The 18,962-nt window shown below is 64.9% G+C and carries 15 protein-coding genes; 6 read left to right on the forward strand and 9 right to left on the reverse strand.

Annotated features, from left to right (window positions below; translation table 11 throughout):
• Positions 1–107 precede the first annotated feature (107 nt).
• From gnd to BJG93_RS22075, 4 genes are all read left to right on the forward strand, one after another.
• Positions 108–1,142 (forward strand): phosphogluconate dehydrogenase (NAD(+)-dependent, decarboxylating), encoded by a 1,035-nt coding sequence (gene gnd, locus BJG93_RS22060; protein WP_027196365.1) that lies wholly within the window; start codon positions 108–110, stop codon positions 1,140–1,142.
• 74 nt (positions 1,143–1,216) lie between these two features.
• Positions 1,217–1,915, forward strand: coding sequence for an HAD family hydrolase (locus tag BJG93_RS22065; RefSeq protein WP_027196366.1), 699 nt, complete (start codon positions 1,217–1,219; stop codon positions 1,913–1,915).
• 421 nt (positions 1,916–2,336) lie between these two features.
• The gene (locus BJG93_RS22070; RefSeq protein WP_027196367.1) at positions 2,337–4,730 is read left to right on the forward strand and encodes a phosphoketolase family protein; all 2,394 of its coding nucleotides are present in this window, start codon (positions 2,337–2,339) and stop codon (positions 4,728–4,730) included.
• 13 nt (positions 4,731–4,743) lie between these two features.
• Complete coding sequence (locus BJG93_RS22075; RefSeq protein WP_027196368.1) at positions 4,744–5,895, forward strand: acetate/propionate family kinase; 1,152 nt, start codon at positions 4,744–4,746, stop codon at positions 5,893–5,895.
• Positions 5,896–5,928: 33 nt separating this feature from the next.
• On the opposite strand, the gene BJG93_RS22080 is transcribed toward BJG93_RS22075, so the two are convergent.
• On the reverse strand, positions 5,929–6,183 hold the full coding sequence (locus BJG93_RS22080) for a BON domain-containing protein (RefSeq protein WP_027196369.1): 255 nt from the start codon (positions 6,181–6,183) through the stop codon (positions 5,929–5,931).
• 204 nt (positions 6,184–6,387) lie between these two features.
• Between BJG93_RS22080 and BJG93_RS22085 the strand changes: the two genes are divergently transcribed.
• A complete protein-coding gene (locus BJG93_RS22085; RefSeq protein WP_027196370.1) occupies positions 6,388–7,083 on the forward strand; it encodes a YceH family protein in 696 nt (231 codons plus the stop codon).
• Positions 7,084–7,117: 34 nt separating this feature from the next.
• On the opposite strand, the gene BJG93_RS22090 is transcribed toward BJG93_RS22085, so the two are convergent.
• From BJG93_RS22090 to BJG93_RS22115, 6 genes are all read right to left on the reverse strand, one after another.
• Positions 7,118–7,636 (reverse strand): SLATT domain-containing protein, encoded by a 519-nt coding sequence (locus tag BJG93_RS22090; protein ID WP_027196371.1) that lies wholly within the window; start codon positions 7,634–7,636, stop codon positions 7,118–7,120.
• 22 nt (positions 7,637–7,658) lie between these two features.
• Positions 7,659–8,702: a rod shape-determining protein gene (locus BJG93_RS22095; RefSeq protein ID WP_027196372.1), complete on the reverse strand. Its 1,044-nt coding sequence runs from the start codon at positions 8,700–8,702 to the stop codon at positions 7,659–7,661.
• A gap of 152 nt (positions 8,703–8,854) precedes the next feature.
• Positions 8,855–9,712: an IclR family transcriptional regulator gene (locus BJG93_RS22100; protein ID WP_027196373.1), complete on the reverse strand. Its 858-nt coding sequence runs from the start codon at positions 9,710–9,712 to the stop codon at positions 8,855–8,857.
• 97 nt (positions 9,713–9,809) lie between these two features.
• Positions 9,810–10,538 (reverse strand): SDR family NAD(P)-dependent oxidoreductase, encoded by a 729-nt coding sequence (locus BJG93_RS22105; protein ID WP_027196374.1) that lies wholly within the window; start codon positions 10,536–10,538, stop codon positions 9,810–9,812.
• Positions 10,539–10,551: 13 nt separating this feature from the next.
• Positions 10,552–11,853, reverse strand: coding sequence for an MFS transporter (locus BJG93_RS22110; protein WP_027196375.1), 1,302 nt, complete (start codon positions 11,851–11,853; stop codon positions 10,552–10,554).
• 106 nt (positions 11,854–11,959) lie between these two features.
• Complete coding sequence (locus BJG93_RS22115; protein ID WP_027196376.1) at positions 11,960–12,481, reverse strand: 2,4'-dihydroxyacetophenone dioxygenase family protein; 522 nt, start codon at positions 12,479–12,481, stop codon at positions 11,960–11,962.
• 328 nt (positions 12,482–12,809) lie between these two features.
• Between BJG93_RS22115 and BJG93_RS22120 the strand changes: the two genes are divergently transcribed.
• Positions 12,810–14,228 (forward strand): trypsin-like peptidase domain-containing protein, encoded by a 1,419-nt coding sequence (locus BJG93_RS22120; protein ID WP_027196377.1) that lies wholly within the window; start codon positions 12,810–12,812, stop codon positions 14,226–14,228.
• Positions 14,229–14,291: 63 nt separating this feature from the next.
• Here the strand turns inward: BJG93_RS22120 and BJG93_RS22125 are convergent, their stop codons facing one another.
• Both BJG93_RS22125 and BJG93_RS22130 read right to left on the reverse strand, forming a co-directional pair.
• Positions 14,292–15,770, reverse strand: coding sequence for an efflux transporter outer membrane subunit (locus BJG93_RS22125; protein WP_034478755.1), 1,479 nt, complete (start codon positions 15,768–15,770; stop codon positions 14,292–14,294).
• Positions 15,763–18,960 carry a multidrug efflux RND transporter permease subunit gene (locus BJG93_RS22130; RefSeq protein ID WP_027196379.1) on the reverse strand — a complete coding sequence of 1,066 codons (3,198 nt, stop codon included), beginning with the start codon at positions 18,958–18,960 and terminating at the stop codon, positions 15,763–15,765. Before BJG93_RS22130 ends, BJG93_RS22125 begins: the two co-directional genes overlap by 8 nt.
• Between the last annotated feature and the right edge of the window lie 2 nt (positions 18,961–18,962).

Consider the following 18,962-nt stretch of genomic DNA (forward strand, 5'->3'; position numbering starts at 1 on the left):
TTCGGCGTACCTCGCGACACAGCGCCTATGCTTAAGGGCAGCCACGCCGCCGCAACACGACGAGCAGACAATCTCAACGCGCAACGCAGCATCTTTCGGAGCGAGCTATGCAGCTAGGCATGATTGGATTGGGACGGATGGGCGCCGACATGGTACGGCGCCTGACGAAGGGCGCTCAGCAGTGCATCGTGTACGACGTGCAGCCGGCCGCGGTCGACAGGCTGAAGCAGGAAGGAGTCGCCGGTGCGAGCTCGCTCGAAGATCTCGTCGCGAAGCTCGACAAGCCGCGCGCGGTGTGGCTCATGGTGCCCGCAGCCGTGGTCGACGCGACGCTCGACAAGCTCGTGCCGCTGCTCGAGCCGGGCGACGTCGTGATCGACGGCGGCAACTCGTACTACCACGACGACATTCGCCGCGGCCAGCAACTCGGTGCGCGCCAACTGCACTATGTGGACGTCGGCACGAGTGGCGGCGTCGCGGGGCGCGAGCGCGGTTACTGCCTGATGATCGGCGGCGAGGCCGAGGTCGTCCAACGGCTCGAACCGATCTTCTCGACACTCGCGCCGGGCGCGGGCACGGCGAGTGCCACGCCGGGCCGCGCGGCGGGTGCCAGCACCGCCGAGCAGGGCTTTCTGCATTGCGGCCCGCAAGGCGCGGGGCATTTCGTCAAGATGGTCCATAACGGCATCGAGTACGGCTTGATGGCCGCTTATGCCGAGGGCCTGAACGTGCTGCGCCATGCCGACGCCGGTCGGCACGCGCGCGAAGCCGACGCCGAGACCTCGCCGCTGCGTCGCCCCGAGCTGTATCAGTACGATCTGAATCTCGCGGATATCGCCGAGGTATGGCGGCGCGGCAGCGTGATCGGCTCGTGGCTGCTCGACCTGATCGCCGGCTCGCTGGCAAGCGACACCGACCTGCAAGGCTACGCGGGCCGCGTGTCGGATTCGGGCGAAGGGCGTTGGACGGTCGCGGCGGCCATCGACGAAGGCGTGCCGACGCCGGTGTTGAGCGCGGCGCTGTTCGCCCGTTTCAGTTCGCGCGGCGAAGCCGATTTCGCGAACCGCGTGCTGTCGGCGATGCGGCACGATTTCGGCGGCCACGCGGAAAAACCGGTCGCGCCGGACGGCGGGCTAAAGTAGCCACGGCGTTCGCGAGTCCGCGATCACGCCGGTCCGGCGAACCCTCAACCGCGAAACCGCCGCAAGGAGCCGCGATGCCAGTCACCTCCGCTACGCCGCACGATGTCGTGTTTCTGTTCGATTGCGACAACACGCTGCTCGACAACGATCACGTGTTGCAGGATCTGCGCACCCACATGATGGGCCAGTTCGGCGAAGAGAACAGCGCGCGCTACTGGGAAATTTTCGAGAATCTGCGCGGCGAACTCGGCTATGCCGACTACCTCGGCGCGCTGCAACGCTACCGCACCGAGCATCCACGCGACACGCGCCTATTGTTGATGTCGTCGTTCCTGATCGAGTATCCGTTTGCGAACCGGCTCTATCCGGGTGCGCTCGACGCGCTGCGGCATGTCGGCAAGCACGGGCCGACGGTGATCCTGTCGGATGGCGACGTCGTATTCCAGCCGCGCAAGATTTCGCGCTCGGGCCTGTGGGACGAAGTCGACGGGCGCGTGCTGATCTATATCCACAAGGAGCTGATGCTCGATCAGGTGATGGAGTGCTATCCGGCGCGCCATTACGTGATGGTCGACGACAAGCTGCGGATTCTGAGCGCGATGAAGAAGGCATGGGGCGCGGAACTGACGACGGTGTTCCCGCGTCAGGGGCACTATGCGTTCGATCCGAAGGAAATCGCGAGCAACCCGCCCGCGGACGTGACGCTCGGGCGGATCGGCGAGTTAGCGGAGGTCGACGTGCAAACCCTGTTGCGGAGCGCGAAGGGCAACTAGCGAACGCCCGGGCGCCGCTGCGCTAGCCGTGGCCGAACAGCTTGACCAGCAGCCCGAATATGCCGATCGGTATGGCGACTGCGACGCATAGCACCACCAACGTAAGGACCAGGACCACGAGCACTTTGATCGCACTGGGAGATGTCGACATAACGGCCATTGACCTGAGACGAAGGAACCCGAAAGGAACGCAGGTCGCGCAACGTAAATGCAGTACGAATGCCACATTCAGCGCGACATACTGTGAGGAGCAGGAGGCATTCGCCCCCCGTTTGAGCAGCTTAGTACATTCGACTCGCGCACCGCGGCTTCGTTTCGATCGCATCGAACCATCCCCCGCCGATTCGTGCGAGCCCATCACCCGTTCATTACCGCATCGTCCGCCAACCAGCTTGACAGTCGTTTCTCGAGGAGTGACGCCATGGCCGAAGCAACCTCGCAACCCACCCCGCCACACGTGCTGGACCACGACACGCTGCGCAACATGGATCGCTACTGGCGCGCGTGCAATTACCTGTCGGTCGGCATGATCTATTTGCGCGACAACCCGCTGCTGCGCGAAGCGCTAAAGCCCGAGCACATCAAAAACCGGCTACTCGGCCACTGGGGCTCTGACGCCGGCCAGAGCTTCGTGCTCGTGCATCTTAACCGCTTGATCCGCAAGTTGAACCTCGACATGATCTTTCTGTCCGGTCCCGGTCACGGCGCGCCGGCGAGCCTCGCGCATTGCTACCTGGAAGGCCATTACTCGGAGATTTATCCGGATCGCAGCGAGGACGAAGCCGGCATGCAGCGCTTTTTCCGGCAATTCTCGTTCCCGGGCGGCATCGGCTCCCATTGCACGCCGGAAACGCCGGGCTCGATTCATGAAGGCGGCGAACTCGGCTACTGCCTGTCGCACGGCTACGGCGCCGCGTTCGACAACCCGGAACTGATCGTCACCGTGATGATCGGCGATGGCGAAGCGGAAACCGGCCCGCTCGCCACGTCGTGGCATTCGAACAAGTTTCTGAACCCTATCCGCGATGGCGCGGTGCTGCCGGTGCTGCATCTGAATGGCTACAAGATCGCCAATCCGACGCTGCTCGCGCGCATTCCGCGTGAAGAACTCGAAGCATTGATGGTCGGCTACGGCCATAAACCGTATTTCGTCGAAGGTGACGATCCCGACACGATGCATCAACAGATGGCCGCGACGCTCGAACGATGCATCGGCGAAATACGCGCGATCCAGCAGCATGCGCGGCAGCACAACGATACGACGAGGCCGCGCTGGCCGATGATCGTGCTGCGCTCGCCGAAAGGCTGGACCGGGCCGAAGGAAGTCGATGGTCACAAGGTGGAAGGATCGTGGCGCGCGCATCAGGTGCCGGTGCTCGATCCGGTGACCAACCGCAAGAGTCTGAAGATCGTCGAGGAATGGCTGCGCAGCTATGGGCCCGAGACGCTGTTCGACGCGAACGGCCGGCTCGTCGACGAACTGCGGGCGCTCGCGCCCGAAGGCGCCCGCCGCATCAGCGCGAATCCGCACGCGAACGGCGGGCTGCTGTGCAAGATGCTGGCCATGCCGCCGTTTCGCGACTACGCGGTGGCCGTGAAGAAACCGGCGGCGGACTATACGTCGCCGACCGCGGTGCTCGGCACCTTCCTGCGCGACGTGATGCGCAACAACATGTCGAATTTCCGGCTGTTCGGTCCCGACGAAACGGCGAGCAACAAGCTGCAAGGGGTCTATGAGGCGTCGGGCAAGACCTGGCTCGCCGGGCTCGAAGCGAGCGACGCCGATGGCGGGGACCTGTCGCCCGATGGCCGCGTGATGGAAATGCTCAGCGAGCACACGCTCGAAGGCTGGCTCGAAGGTTATGTGCTGACCGGTCGCCACGGACTCTTCGCGACCTACGAGGCGTTCGTGCATGTGATCGACTCGATGTTCAACCAGCACGCGAAGTGGCTCGAAAAAGCCAAGCGCGATCTTGGCTGGCGGCAGCCGGTACCGTCGCTCAATCTGCTGATCACGTCGCTCGTGTGGCGCCAGGATCACAACGGCTTCACGCACCAGGACCCCGGATTTCTCGACGTGGTCACGAACAAGAGCCCGGACATCGTGCGTATCTATCTGCCACCCGACGCCAACTGTCTGCTGAGCGTCGCCGATCACTGCCTGCGCTCGCGCGACTACGTGAACGTGATCGTGTCCGACAAGCAGCCGCATCTGACGTACCTCGACATGGATGCGGCCGTCACGCATTGCACGAAGGGCATCGGCATCTGGGATTGGGCATCGACCGATCAGGGCGTCGAGCCGGACGTCGTGATCGCGTGCGCGGGCGACATCGCGACGATGGAAGCGCTCGCCGCCGTGCAGATCCTGAAGGAGCGTTTCGCGACGCTGAAGATCCGCTTCGTCAACGTGGTCGATCTGTTCCGCCTGATGCCCGAGCGTGCGCATCCGCATGGACTGTCCGACCGCGATTTCGATTCATTGTTTACGACCAGCAAACCGGTGATTTTCAATTTCCACTCGTATGCGTCGCTCGTGCACAAGCTCACGTACAACCGCCAGAATCACGAAAACATTCACGTGCATGGCTATCGCGAGAAGGGCAATATCAACACGCCGCTCGAACTCGCGATCATCAACGGCATCGACCGCTTCACGCTTGCGATCGATGCGATCGACCGGGTGACGGCGCTGCGTGGCGTCGGCGATCATACGAAGGAGTGGCTGCGCGGGCAGATCATCGAGCATCTCGCGTACGCTCACTCGGAAGGCATCGACAAGGAGGAAATCCGCAACTGGACGTGGAAAAGCTAAGCGAGGACGCGCGATGCACAACCACGATCAGGAACGGACGATTCTGGTGCTCAACAGCGGCTCGTCGTCGCTGAAGTTCGGGCTTTTCACGCGCTCGGCCGACGACGAAACGCTGCTGCTCGAAGGCGCGGCCGAGGGCATCGGCCGCGACGACGGCCGTCTGCGGATCAAAGCGGCCGATGGCCGCGTGCTGTTGCAGCAGGAGCCCACGCTCGAATCGCAGACCGTGGCGCTGCAGAAGCTTTCGCAGGTGCTCGTGCGACAGCATCATGCGCGCCCCTCCGCGGTCGGGCATCGCGTCGTGCATGGCGGGCCGCGGTTGCGCACGCACCAGCGCATCACCGACGATGTGCGCCGTCAATTGCAGGACGCGCTGCACTTCGCACCGCTGCATATCCCGCCGGCACTGGCGCTGATCGACGAAGCCACGCAAATTTTCGGCGACGCCGCGCATTTCGCCTGCTTCGACACCGCGTTTCATGCGACGCTGCCGCCGCGCGCGGCGCAACTCGCGATACCGCGCCGTTACGCGGACGCCGGCGTGATCCGTTATGGCTTTCATGGGCTGTCGTACGAATCGCTGGTCGCGCAACTTGGCGCGGCGTTGCCGTCGCGCGCGGTGTTCGCGCATCTGGGCAACGGGTCGAGCGTGTGCGCGCTGCTCGATGGTCGATCGGTCGATACGTCGATGGGCTTGACGCCGACCGGCGGCATCCCGATGAGTACACGCTGCGGCGACCTCGATCCGGGCGTGCTGCTGTATCTGATGCGCACGGAACGGCTCGACGCCGATGCGCTCGAAACGCTGCTCAATCGCCATAGCGGGCTGGCCGGTTACGCGGACGGCGAAAGTGACATGCAGGCGCTTGAAAAACGCGCGGCGGCCGGCGACGCGCAGGCGTCGCTTGCGCTCGATGCCTTTGCGACCGCGGTGCGCAAGACCATCGGCGGCTACGCGGCACTGCTTGGCGGCATCGATCTGCTGGTTTTCACCGGCGGCATCGGCGAGCACAGCGCCGAGGTGCGACGGCGCGTGTGCGATGGGCTCGCGTTCGTGGGGCTCGCCGAGAACGATCCGGCGGGCAAGGTGAGGGTGCTGCACACCGAGGAGGAAAGGCAGATCGCGCGGCATTGTCGGCAACTGCTGGAGGCAGGCGAGGGCTGATCCGCCTGGTCCGGCTGGTGCGCCTGGGCCATGTCAGGCCGTTCGGACGACCGTGCGGTCCGCGATCGCGGTGACGCCGAACAGCCGTGTCACGTCTTCGAGCATCGCGACGCGCTGTGCTTCGCGCTGAAGCTCGCCCGACAGCGTGATACGCCCCCGCGCGACTTTCACGCACACGGCATGCGGCGGGACGGCCGAGTCCCAGGCCAATCGGCGCGTCGCTTCGGCGGCGATCTGCGTGTCGGTCAGCCGGGCATCGTCGCTCGATCTCGAGCTTGTGGTCCGCATGGATGCTCCACGAAACAGAATGCTGATTCACTCACACTAGCAGATGTGGCGGATTTTTCCCGCGCGCGGGCTGGGCCGCTGCCGCCGCGCGATCATCGATAGGCTCGCGATTCGGTGCGCCGCGTTTATCATAGTGCCTACCTGACAGAACGCGCCATCCAGCCGCGAGCGGCGCGCGCATCTTCCACGAGACTTCGTATCCCCATGAATTCGACTCCCGACGCTCCTTCCCGACCCTCGCTGCGCGCGCTGACCGCGCTCGAAGGACGTGTTCTCGGCGTGCTCGTCGAAAAACAGCACACGGTACCCGACAGCTATCCGTTGTCGCTGAACGCGCTGACGCTCGGCTGCAATCAGAAGACCGGCCGCGCGCCGGTGATCAACGCGACCGAGGCCGAGGTGCTGACCGCCATCGACGGATTGAAACGCCTGAGCCTCGTGTTCGAGGCCAGCAGCAGCCGCGTGCCGCGCTTCGAGCACAACATGAACCGCGTGCTCGGGCTGCCCGGACAGTCGATTGCGCTGCTGACCACGCTGCTGCTGCGCGGCCCGCAGACGGCCGCCGAATTGCGCCTGAACAGCGCGCGCCTGCATGGCTTCGCGGACATTTCGTCGGTCGAGGCGTTCCTCGACGAGCTTGCCGCGCACGATCCGCCCCGCGTCGTCCGACTGTCGCGCATGGCGGGCGAGCGCGAGCCGCGCTGGATGCATTTGCTATGCGGTGAGGTCAGCATCAGCGAAGCCGCGCAGTCCACGATCGCCGAGGACGACAGCGTGCCGCTGTCCGCATTCGAGGCGCTGAGGGCCGAGCAGAAGCGTCTCGCCGAGGAAGTGACCCGGCTGCAGACCGTCGTGCGTCGCATGGCGACGGAGCTGGGTATCAGCGCGGACGATTTGTGATCTGAAACCGGAAACGGAAAACCGTCTGCGGGTTTCACGCATCGCGCCGACGCGGCCTGTCTGCCAGCAAGGTGCGCTGCGTGCGATAGAAGATCCTCGGCGGTACGTTCGGCGAGTCCTCGGCGAGCCGGTCGAGTTCGGTGCGGATCGCGGTGAGGTAGTGCGTTTCGCGCGCATCGGCGTCGCCGGCAAATACCGCTTCGAGCCGCCGGCGCACCGCGCCGTAGCGCGCACCGGCCGCGCGATGCTTCTCGGCACGCTCCGCATAGCGCAGGAAAGTCTGCAATGCGGCCGAAATCGCCGCCGCCACGCTGACGAGACCAACGACAATCCGCATCTCGATCGACACCGGCGGTGCGCTCAGCGACGCGAACACCGCCGTGCCGACGAGCGCGGTCAGCGCGGTCACGAGCCAGCCCATGCGGCGCTCGCGCGCCGACAGCAGATCCGCCATGTCGTAATGGCTCATCTGCGATTCGCGCGCGCGGCGAATCCATTTCAGCAGCAGCTCGGTTTCATCGACGGGCGGCTCGTAGGCGGGCAGGGTCGTCATCGCTCAGTGTTCGGCACGCGCATCAATCATAGGAGAACGAGCTGCCGAATTTTTCGATCCGCTCCAGCGCCATGCCCGAGCCGCGCACGACGCAGGTCAGCGGCGCCTCGGCGACGAACACCGGCAAGCCGGTTTCCTCGGCGAGCAGGCGGTCGAGGTCGCGCAGCAGCGCGCCGCCGCCCGCGAGCGTGATGCCGCGCTCGGCGATGTCGGCGCCGAGTTCCGGCGGCGTCTGTTCCAGTGCGATCTTCACCGACGACACGATCTGGTTCAACGGATCGGTCAGCGCTTCGAGGATTTCGTTGCTCGACACCGTGAAGCTGCGTGGAATGCCCTCGGACATGTTGCGGCCTTTGACTTCCATCTCCATGACTTCGGAGCCTGGAAACGCGGAGCCGATTTCCTTCTTGATCGCCTCGGCGGTTTGCTCGCCGATCAGCATGCCGTAGTTGCGGCGGATGTAGTTGACGATCGCGTCGTCGAACTTGTCGCCGCCGACGCGCACCGAGCCCTTGTACACGATGCCGCCGAGCGAGATCACGCCGACTTCGGTCGTGCCGCCGCCGATATCGACGACCATCGAACCCGTTGCTTCCGACACCGGCAGGCCCGCGCCCGTTGCGGCGGCCATCGGCTCTTCGATCAGATAGACCTGCGAGGCACCCGCGCTATGCGCGGCCTCCTTGATCGCGCGGCGTTCGACCTGGGTCGAACCGCACGGCACGCAGATGATGATCCGCGGCGAGGGTGCAAAGAGCCGTGCCTCGTGCGCCATCTGGATGAAGCGCTTGATCATCTGCTGAGTGATGTTGAAGTCGGCGATCACGCCGTCTTTCATCGGGCGGATCGCCTCGATGTTGCCCGGGACCTTGCCGAGCATCTGCTTCGCTTCGCGGCCGACGGCGAGGATGATCTTCTTGCCGTTCGGCCCGCCTTCCTGGCGGATCGACACGACCGAGGGCTCATCGAGCACGATGCCCTTGCCGCGCATGTAGATCAGTGTGTTCGACGTGCCGAGGTCGATCGCGAGGTCGTTGGAAAAGTAGCCGCGCAGAAAGCCGAACATGCGTATTCCTGTCTTTGAAGGCGGCCGCGCGAGCGGCGCCGGGAGGCTGTCGGGGTCTGCCGCTTGCACGCGGCGGGCGGCCAGAGCGGCCGCGCGACAGCAAGAATAGCAGTTTATCGACGGGCGCGGCCGCGAGGCCGCAGCATAGTCCGCTATCTCCCGCTCGCCGGCCCCAGCCGCGCCGCGATCATGCGGCAGGCCGCCAGCAGCGGCTCGATGTAAGTAGCTTGCACATCGTCGCGACGACGAAAGGTCGGCATGCTGATGCTCACGCAGCCGGCCGCGCGGCCGTCGGGGCCGCGGATCGCGGCGCCGTAACAGCAGATCGACACTTCGTTCTCCTCGCGATCTTCCGCGTAGCCGTGTTGCGCGGTCGCATCGATCTCGCGGCGCACGGCGTCGAGATCGGTCAGCGTGTGCTCGGTGAAACGCCGCAGTGGCGCGTTTTTCAGCAGCGCCTCGCGCTCGGCCGCACTCAGCGTCGCCAGATACGCTTTGCCGACCGAGCTCGACGTCAGCGATACGCGCGTGCCAATGCGCGAGGCCATGCGCACCGCGTGCGGACTTTCGAGCTTTTCGATGTAGACCATCTCGCCTTGGCTCGGCACCGCGAGATGGATCGTCTCCGATGTCAGGTCGCGCAACTGTGTCAACGCATCGACGGCCGCGAGCCGCAGGTCCGAGCGCTCCCAGCTATGGCTCGCGAGATTGATCAGGCGCGGTCCGAGGCCGAAGGTGTTGCCGCTGCCGCTAGCGATGATCAGCCCTTCCGCCTGCAACGCGGCGACGATGCGATGCACGGTCGGGCGAGGATAGCCGCTCGCCGCGCTCAGTTTCCCGACGTTGGGCGGCGTTTGCGCGTCGGCGATCAGTTGTAGCACCGCGATGAACTTCGAGAACGCGGCGGCGCCGGCGATGGCCTTGGTGTCGATTCTATTGTCGTCGTGCTCGACAGCAATATCGCGGGCCGCGCCAGCGCGAGAAGAGGGTGTGGAAGCGGAACGGGTCATCACACAGAAGCAGGGCAGGGGTCTGCGATTATGCCTTGATTCAGGGTATCAAACGCGTGTGGCGCCGCTCGATGCAAGCGCTTTGCGCCCAACTCGGTCACGCGACGAGATACCCGCCGTCCACCGGCACGATCGCGCCCGTCATGAACGACGCCGCCGGGGTGCACAGAAACACCGCGACCTGTGCGACTTCTTCGGGCGTGCCCCAGCGACGCAGCGGTGTACGCTCGAGGATCGTCTGCGAGCGGTCATCGTCGTCTTGCAACGCCTGCGTAAGCGGCGTTGCGATCCAACCGGGCGCGATCGCATTGACGCGGACGCCGTCGGCCGCATAGGCGATCGCGAGCGACTTCGTCAGTTGCGCAACCGCGCCCTTGCTCGCGCTGTAAGCGGGCACCAGACCACCGCCGAAAAAACTCAGCATCGACGCCGTATTCACGATGCAGCCCGCCGACGCCTTGAGCAATTCGCGCGCGGCCGCGCACACGCGCATCGTGCCGTTCAGATTGATATCCATCACACGTTCGAACACGTCGAGCCGATGTTCGTCCACGCGGCTGATCACCCCCGCGCAGTTGACCACGATGTCGAGGCGCTCGAATGCGTTCAACGCGGCGCTTACAGCGTCGCCCGAGCGTACATCTAGCGCGACGCGCGCGATCTCCCGATGCAGCGTGTCGGGTGCGCCTTCGGGCAGCGGCAAACCGGCTGCCACCGTATGCGCCCCGAGTTGCGCGAGCGCATTGGCGATCGCCGCGCCGATGCCGGACAAGCCGCCGGTCACGAGCGCGCTCTTGCCTTCGAGTAGCTGGTTCTGGAATGTCATGAAAAGAGCCGCATCAGGTGGGTTGGGTCTCGATCGATTTCGCGAGCGGCGCGGGCGCCACTTCCTTCACCACGAACAGGTAGACGAGCGCTGCCGCGAACGCGACGGCCGCGCTGATCAGCAGCGCGTTGACGAAGGAATGCGTCCGATCGACGACGATGCCGGTGATCACCGGCGCGAACGAGCCGCCCAGATAGCCGCCGAAGTTCTGCATGCTGCCGAGCGACGCCACCAGATGTCGCGGCGCGGCGACGCTGACGAGCGCCCATGCGCTGCCGCTGGAGAGGTTCACGAATAGCATCGCGAGCGACACGTAGACGATGGCGAGCGTGGTGCTCGGCGTGTAGGCGGCCGGTACGGTAAACGCGGCCGCGCCGACGAGGCCGACGCACAGCGGCCACTTGCGGCTGCGGATCGGCGCCATGCCGCGCTTGAGCAGGTAATCGGCGATCACACCGCTACTCGCCATGCCGATGGTGCCGAACACGTACGGAATCGCAACCAGCCAGCCGGTGTGCGCGATGCTCAGATGACGCTCGCGTTCCAGATAGCCCGGCAGCCACGTCAGATAGAGCCACACCATGTAGATCACGCCCATGAAGCCGAAGATCATGCCCCACGTATTGCGCAGCTTGAACAGCGCACCCCACTCGGACCAGCTGAGGCCCTGCGGGCTTTCCTGACCGGTTGCGCCTTCGTTCAGATGCGCGGTTTCTGCTTCGATCAGGGCAATTTCGCTGCGATTGCGATAGACGACGTACCACGCAAGCGCGACGACAATGCCGAGCACGCCCATGATGACGAACATCGTTCGCCATCCGAAGGCAAGCATCAGCACCGTGAGCAGCGGCGGTGCGATCATCGGCGCGATGGTCGACGACGAGATGAACATACCGATGGGCGTGCCGCGCTCGCGAACCGCGAACCATTCGCTGACGACTTTCGCGCCGGCCGGAAATAGCGGCGCCTCGGCGATGCCGAGCACGACGCGCGCGGTCAGAAACTGATTGAGCGTCTGGATGAAACCACCCGCGACCTGGGCGATCGACCACACGAGCATGCCGAGTCCGAGCATCACGCGCGAACCGAAACGGTCGAGCAGCGCGCCGACAGGCAACTGCGCAAACGCGTACGACAATGAGAATGCGGACAGCAACAGTCCCATCTGCGAAGCGGACAGATGCAATTCCTCGCTGACCAGATGATTCGCGATCGACAACGTACTGCGGTCGAGATAATTGACGATGCCCGCGACCGTCAGAAAGGCAACGGCGACGACCTGGATACGTTTCAGACGCTGCGACTTCTGAAGCATGCGTGTCTCCTGCGCAATGTGTCCTGCTGTGTGGGAATGGTGTTGCCGTGCCGGTTGGTATTGCCGCGTCGTCATTGTTGGTGCTGTTGGAAGCCCGCGCGGCTTTTTAGCGGATGAACTGGTCGACGTAGCCTTCGCCGAGACCGACCGCCGCGTAATGCTTGCGGCACATGTCGATCTTCGTGAATACGTCTTCGTAGCCCGTGTAGTTGCCGTATGGATCGCAATAGAACATCACGCCGTTGACCTGGAAGTACGTGATCATTTCCTCGACGTCCTCGGGCACATATAAGGTATGCGTTTCGCCCGGCGGCTCGTAGACGTAGCTGCCTTCGGTTGCGACCCAGTCATGCTCGAGATAACGCCAGTGGCCCTTGAGTACCATGCCGTGCACGGCCTGCGGATGACGATGCCGGCTCAGCACGCCCGAGCGGCGCACGCGCAGCAGGTTCATCCAGTACCCCTGCGATGCATTCAGGCACAGCGGCCGGAACGACACGTTTTCGGCCTGCGGGACCCACACTTTTTCGTCGGTCGGAATCGCGAAGGGCACGACGATTTCCTTTTGTGCTTCCTTCGGGAACGGCAGCTGATACGGCGTCAGGTCGGCTTGATCGGCGGGTGGCATTGGGCAATGACTCGCGAAAAGTGTTGAAAGAGCTTTGTGTCCATATTGTGGATACGGAGTCCACGATATGGTTATTATCGGGACGGGCGTTGACGGGGTCAATCCTGGGGAAATCACGGGTGGGGCACGATTAAGGGACGTCGCACCCGTTGTCTCCGCGGGCGAAAGATGCACGCGCATCTATCGGATAGAACGCGCAGGACGCGCGAATAGCCCCTAAATCAAGGCGTGCGCGCGCATTCTGATCGAACACTATCTTTAAGCCTGCTTTAAGTGGAGGCCACTACATTACGCATCCCCATGTAACCCTCCGCAACATTCCCTGACTATGACCACCAAAACCTATTGGCGCGGTAGCGCTGCGATCGGCGTTGTCCTCGCAATCGGCGGCGCGTATGCGCTCAGCCATCGCAATGCCGATGCGTCCGTGAGCGACGCGCAGGGGCCGACGTCGTCGCTGCATGCGGCGGCGGATATCGTCGGATCGCGCTCGTCGGCGCCGGACTTCTCGAGCATCGTGACGCGCTATGGCCCGGCGGTCGTGCACATCGGCGTGAAAGAAGCCCCGTCGGTCGACGAAAACGGTCAACGCAAGAGTGGCGGCGAAGCGCTCGGCTCGGGCTTCATCATCAGCCCGGACGGATACATTCTGACCAACAATCACGTCGTCGACGGCGCGACCAGCGTGAGCGTGAAGCTCACCGACGGCCGCGAGTTCCGCGCCCGCGTGATCGGCAAGGACAAGGCCACCGACGTCGCGGTGGTCAAGATCGATGCGACCAATCTGCCGACCGTGAAGATCGGCAACCCGGACAGCAGCAAGGTCGGGGAATGGGTCGTGGCAATCGGCTCGCCGTATGGCTTCGACAGCACGGTGACCTCGGGCATCATCAGCGCGAAATCGCGCTCGTTTTCCGACGATAGCCCGATCCCCTTCATCCAGACCGACGTGCCGGTCAATCCGGGCAACTCGGGCGGTCCGCTCTTCAACCTGAACGGCGAAGTGATCGGCATCAATTCGATGATCTACTCGCGCACCGGCGGCTTCCAGGGCCTTTCGTTCGCGATTCCGATCGACGCGGCGATGCACGTGAAAGACCAGCTCGTGAGCACCGGCCACGTGAGCCGCGGCCGCATCGGCGTGGGCGTGCAACCGCTCAGCGCCGACAAGGCCAAGGCGCTCGGCCTCAACCCGGCGGGCGGCGCACTGGTGGGCTCGGTCGATCCGAACGGCCCTGCCCAGGCAGCCGGTTTGCGCGAGGGCGACGTGATCGTCGGCGTGAACGGCAAGCATATTGGTAGCACCACTGAATTGATCGGTCAGGTCGCGCAGCTATCGCCGGGCAGCGCAGCGACGATCAGCGTGTGGCGCGACGGCGGTGAACGCAAGCTGTCGGTGACGGTGGGCGCGCAGCAAGCGTCGGACCTCGCGTCGGCCGCGCCGCGCGAGCAGCAGCAGGAACAGCCGCAGCCACAGAACCGTCCGCGTCTTGGCGTCGCCGTGCGTGCGCTGAGCCCGGACGAACAGCAGCAAGCCCAACTGCCGGGCGGTGTGGTGGTGCAGCAGGCCACTGGTCCGGCCGCCGAAGCCGGTATTCAGGCGGGCGACATCATCGTTGCCGTCGACGGCAAGGTGATTCGCGGGGTAGAGCAGCTGCGTCGCATGATCGCTCAGGCGGACGACAGCGTGTCCGTCACCGTCGTACGGGATGGTGAAGAAGCATCGGTCAATGTGACGCTTGGCTGATGCGTTGAACCCGCCGGTGCAATGCCGGCGGTGGGCACGGCGCGCTGCCGTAGCGCGCGTGCCTCAGTTGGACGACTGGACGCCATCCGCGCGAGATGTGCTTTGCGATACGTTGCTTGGCTCGTCGGGTCCACCCCCCAGCGCGACGTAAAGCGATACCCCATTCTGCAACGCCGTCGCCCGAAGCTGGATCAGCTGCTGCTCGGCGGCAAACTGATTGCGTCGCGCATCCACCACTTCCAGATAGATCGAGATTCCGTTTTCGTAGCGCAGCTCCGCCGTTTCGGCGAGTTGCCGCTGCGCCTGCACGGCCTGCTCCTGCGCCGCAATCTGCTCCTTGTAGCGTTGCCGCGCGACCAATGCATCGGAGACCTCACGAAACGCGTTCTGCACGGTGCGCTGATAATCGGCCACCAGTTCGTCGCGTCGCGCGCGCGCCTGCGCTAGCTGCGCCTGGCGCTGTCCCGCATCGAAGATCGGCATGCCGACCAGTGCGCCGAACGACCACGCCTGCTTGGCCGGCACGAAAAGATCACCGAGTTCCGGCGATACATAACCGAAGCTGCCGGTCAACGCGATGCGCGGAAAGAAGTCCGCGCGCGCCGCGCCGATGTCGGCATCGGCCGCGCGCAGCTGCTGCTCGGCCTGCTGGATGTCCGGCCGGTCGATCAGCAATGCGGAGGGCAAGCCCGCATCGAGTTCGCGGAACTGTGCGGCGTCGGCGATCGGCGGCGCGGGCGGTAACGCGTTGCCAAGCGGCCCCCCGATCAGGACCTCGAGCAGATGACGTTGCTGCGCGGTGGTCCGTTGCAGATCCGCCAGTTGCGTCTGCGCCTGCGTGACCAGAATGGCGGCCTGGTCGTAATCGACCATCGACGTGACGCCCGCGTCGAGCCGCAGCTTCGCGACTTCCAGCGCGTAGCGGCGACTGTCGAGCGTCCGCTGCGCGAGTTCGATGCCTTCCTCGCCGGAGCGGATCGCATAGTAGTTCGATGCCACATTGCCGATCAACGACAAACGGAACGCGCGTTGCGCCTCGACGCTTGCCAGATACCGGCGCCGCGCCGCTTCGCTGGTGTTGCGCACGCGCCCCCAGAAGTCGAGTTCGAACGAGGTCACGGCGGCCTGAACGTTGTACTGGTTGAACTGGACCGAGATGTCCGTGTTGTCGAACTCGGGATCGATCGAACCGAGCGGCGCCTTCGTGCGGGTCGCGCCCGCGTTCGCGTTGACTTGCGGTAAGCGCGCCGCGTTCTGGATGCGATAGAACGCGCGCGCCTGCTCGATGCGCGCGATCGATGCTGCGAGATCGCGGTTGTGTTCCAGTGCCGCATCGATCAGCAGCTTCAGTTGCGGATCGGCGAAGAAGGTCTGCCAGTCGACTTCGCTTGCGAGATGCGCGGTGGCCGGAGTGACGGTCTCCATCATGTCGAAGTGATCGGCGATCGGCAGTTGGGGCTGCTGATACTTCGGTGCGAAATTGCAGGCGGCGAGCGAGCAGCAGAGGAGGGGCAGCAAGCTCTTCTGAAAACTGTTACGCATCGCGCTGCCCTCCATCCAATTCGGGGGGCACAGCGGTCCGCCGATCGTCCTCGTCGAGATCGATGCTGCGCTTCTTGCGGCTCAGCCAGCGACGCGCGGCCACATAGAACAGCGGCGTAAAAAAGACGCCGAACAACGTCGCGGTCAGCATGCTGCCCATCACGCCGGTGCCGACCGCGCGCCGGCTCGCCGCGCCCGCGCCGGTTGCCAGCACGAGCGGCAGCATGCCCAGCACGAACGTCACGCTCGTCATCAGAATAGGGCGAAGACGCTGCTGTGCGCCGTTTTTTGCCGCGGCCAGCGCGTCTTTGCCTTCGGACTCCTCCTTGATCGCGAACTCGACGATCAAAATTGCGTTCTTCGCGGCAAGGCCGATGATCGTCACGAGGCCGATATTGAAGTACACGTCCGCGGACAGTCCACGCAGCATCGTCAGCAGCACCGCGCCGATCACGCCGAACGGGATGATCAGCAACACCGCCACCGGAATCGCCCAGCTCTCGTACAGCGCTGCGAGCAGCAGAAACACGACCACCAGCGACAGCCCCAGCAGCAGGCCGATCTGGCCGCTCGCCTGTTTTTCCTCGAGCGCGGTGCCGGTCCATTCGTAGCTCAGGTTGCCGGTCAACACATGCGACGCGATGCGCTCCATCTCGGCGATCGCCGCGCCGCTCGAGCGACCGGGCGCGGCCTGGCCCGACAGCGTCGCGGACGGAAAGCCGTTATAGCGTTCGAGTTGCTGCGGCCCGGAAATCCAGCGCACGCGCGTGAACGCCGAGAACGGCACCATCTCGCCGCGGCTGTTGCGCAAGCGCAGCGAGGTCACGTCCTCGGCGCGCATCCGTTGCTCGGCGTCCGCCTGCAACAGCACCCGCAGCACGTTGCCCTCGAACACGAAGTCGTTCACGTAGTTCGAACCGAACGTCAGCGCGAGCGCCTGGTTGACCTGGCCGATCTGCAGGCCGAGCGCGCGTGCCTTCACGCGGTCGATCTCGACATAGAGCTGCGGCGCCTCCGGCATGCCCTCGGCGCGCACGCCCGCGAGCAGCGGGCTTTGCGACGCTTCGATCATCATGCGCCGCGCGGCCTGCTGCAGCGCTTCGCCACCGACGCCGCTACGATCCTGGATCTTCATCGTGAAGCCGGTCGCGTTGCCGAGCGACGGAATCGGCGGCGGATCGAGGGCAAAAATGATCGCCTCGGGAATCTGCCGGAACGCGGCATTCGCGCGACGCACCAACGCGCTCGCCGAATTGGCCTCGCCCGAGCGGTCGTCCCACGGCTTCAGATCGACGAACGACAGTGCCGCCGATTGCCCCTGGCCAAAGAAGCTGAAGCCCGTCACCGACGCGACGTTGCGCACCTGCGGCTGCTGCCGCAGAAACGCCTCGACCTGGTCGATCGCGCGCTGCGTGCGCTGTTCGGTCGAGCCCGGTGCGCCGGTGTACGTGATGAAGATGTGCCCCTGGTCCTCGGTCGGCAGAAAGCCGGTCGGTAGCCGCGAGAAGAAAAACGCGGTGATCGCGCAGGCCGCGACGAACACCAGCAGCCAGCGCAGCGGCGAGCGCAACATCGCATCGACGCCGCCGATATAGCGTGTAGTGCCCGCGTCGAGCCCGCGATTGAAGCCGTCGAACACGCGATGCAGTAGCCGCGCCGCTGCGTTTTTCGGCCGCTCGTGGGCGGCCACCTCGCTGCGCAACAGCGCCGCGCACAGCGCCGCGCCGAGTGTGAGCGCGAGCAGCGTCGACAGCAGGATCGACACCGCGAGCGTCACCGAAAACTGCCGGTAGATGCCGCCCGTCGAGCCCGGAAAAAACGCCATCGGAATGAACACCGCGACGAGCACCAGCGTACTCGCGATCGCGGCGCCCGCAATCTGCCCGATCGCCTTGACCGTTGCACGCGGCGCGCTAAGCCCTTCCTCGCGCATGATGCGCGCGACGTTTTCGACGACGACGATGGCGTCGTCGTTGAGGATACCGATCGCGACCACCATGCCGAACAGCGACAGAATGTTGATCGATAGCCCGAACAGATAGAGCCCCGCGCAGGTGCCGATCAGCGCGATCGGCACGACGATCGTCGGAATCACGGTCGCGCGCCAGTCCTGCAGGAACAGGAACACGACGACGGTCACGAGCAGCAGCGCCTCGATCATCGTGCGAATCACGCCGTGCACCGAGGTCGTGATGAACGGCGTGGTGTCGAACGGCACGGTCCACGTGACGCCGCGCGGGAAGGTCGGCTGCAATTCGGTCATGCGCTGGCGCACCGCGTTGGCCACCGCCAGCGCGTTCGCGCCGCTCGCGAGCTGGATCGCGATGCCGGCCGAAGCCTTGCCGTTGACGCTCAGCCGATTGCCGTAGCTGTCGTTACCGAGTTCGACGCGCGCGACGTCGCCCACACGCACGGTCGAGCCGTCCGGATTCGCGCGCACGATGATTTCGCGGAACTGCTCGGGCGTTGAGAAGCGGCTTTGCGTGACGATCTGCGCGGTGAATTCTGAGCCCGGCGCGATCGGCTGATCGCCGAGGCCGCCGCCCGCGGTCTGGCTGTTCTGCTCCTGGATCGCCTGCAGCACCTCGCTCGCGGACAGGCCGAAGCCGGCGAGCTTGTGCGGATCGAGCCAGATCCGCATCGCGTAAGATGAGCCAAAGAGCTGCACGTCGCCGACGCCGTCGATACGGCGCAGCTCGTTGACGATGTTGTTGGACGCGAAGTTGCCCATCGCGACGGCGCTGGTGGTGCCGTCGGTCGCCTGCAGCGCAAGCAGCATCAGAAAGCCAGACGACGCCTTCGTGACGCGCACGCCGACCTGACGGACTTCGAGCGGCAGGCGCGGCTCGACGCGGCTCAGACGGTCCTGCACCTGGGTGCGCGCGATGTCGAGATTGGTGCCGGGCTTGAGCACCACCGTGATTTGCATTGTGCCGTTTGAGCGACTCACCGACGACATGTAGAGAAAGTTCTCGATGCCGTTCATCTCGTCTTCGACGATCGACGTGACGGTACGCTCGAGCGTGCTCGCGTCCGCGCCGCTAAACGCGGCGGTGATGCTCAGCGAGGGCGGAGCGACGTCGGGGTACTGCTCGACCGGCAGCAGCGCGAGCGCGATCGCGCCGAACAGCACCGTGAAGAGGGCGATGACCCACGCGAAAACCGGCCGGGCGACGAAGAATCGATTCATCG

Source organism: Paraburkholderia sprentiae WSM5005 (assembly GCF_001865575.2).
Lineage (GTDB): Bacteria > Pseudomonadota > Gammaproteobacteria > Burkholderiales > Burkholderiaceae > Paraburkholderia > Paraburkholderia sprentiae.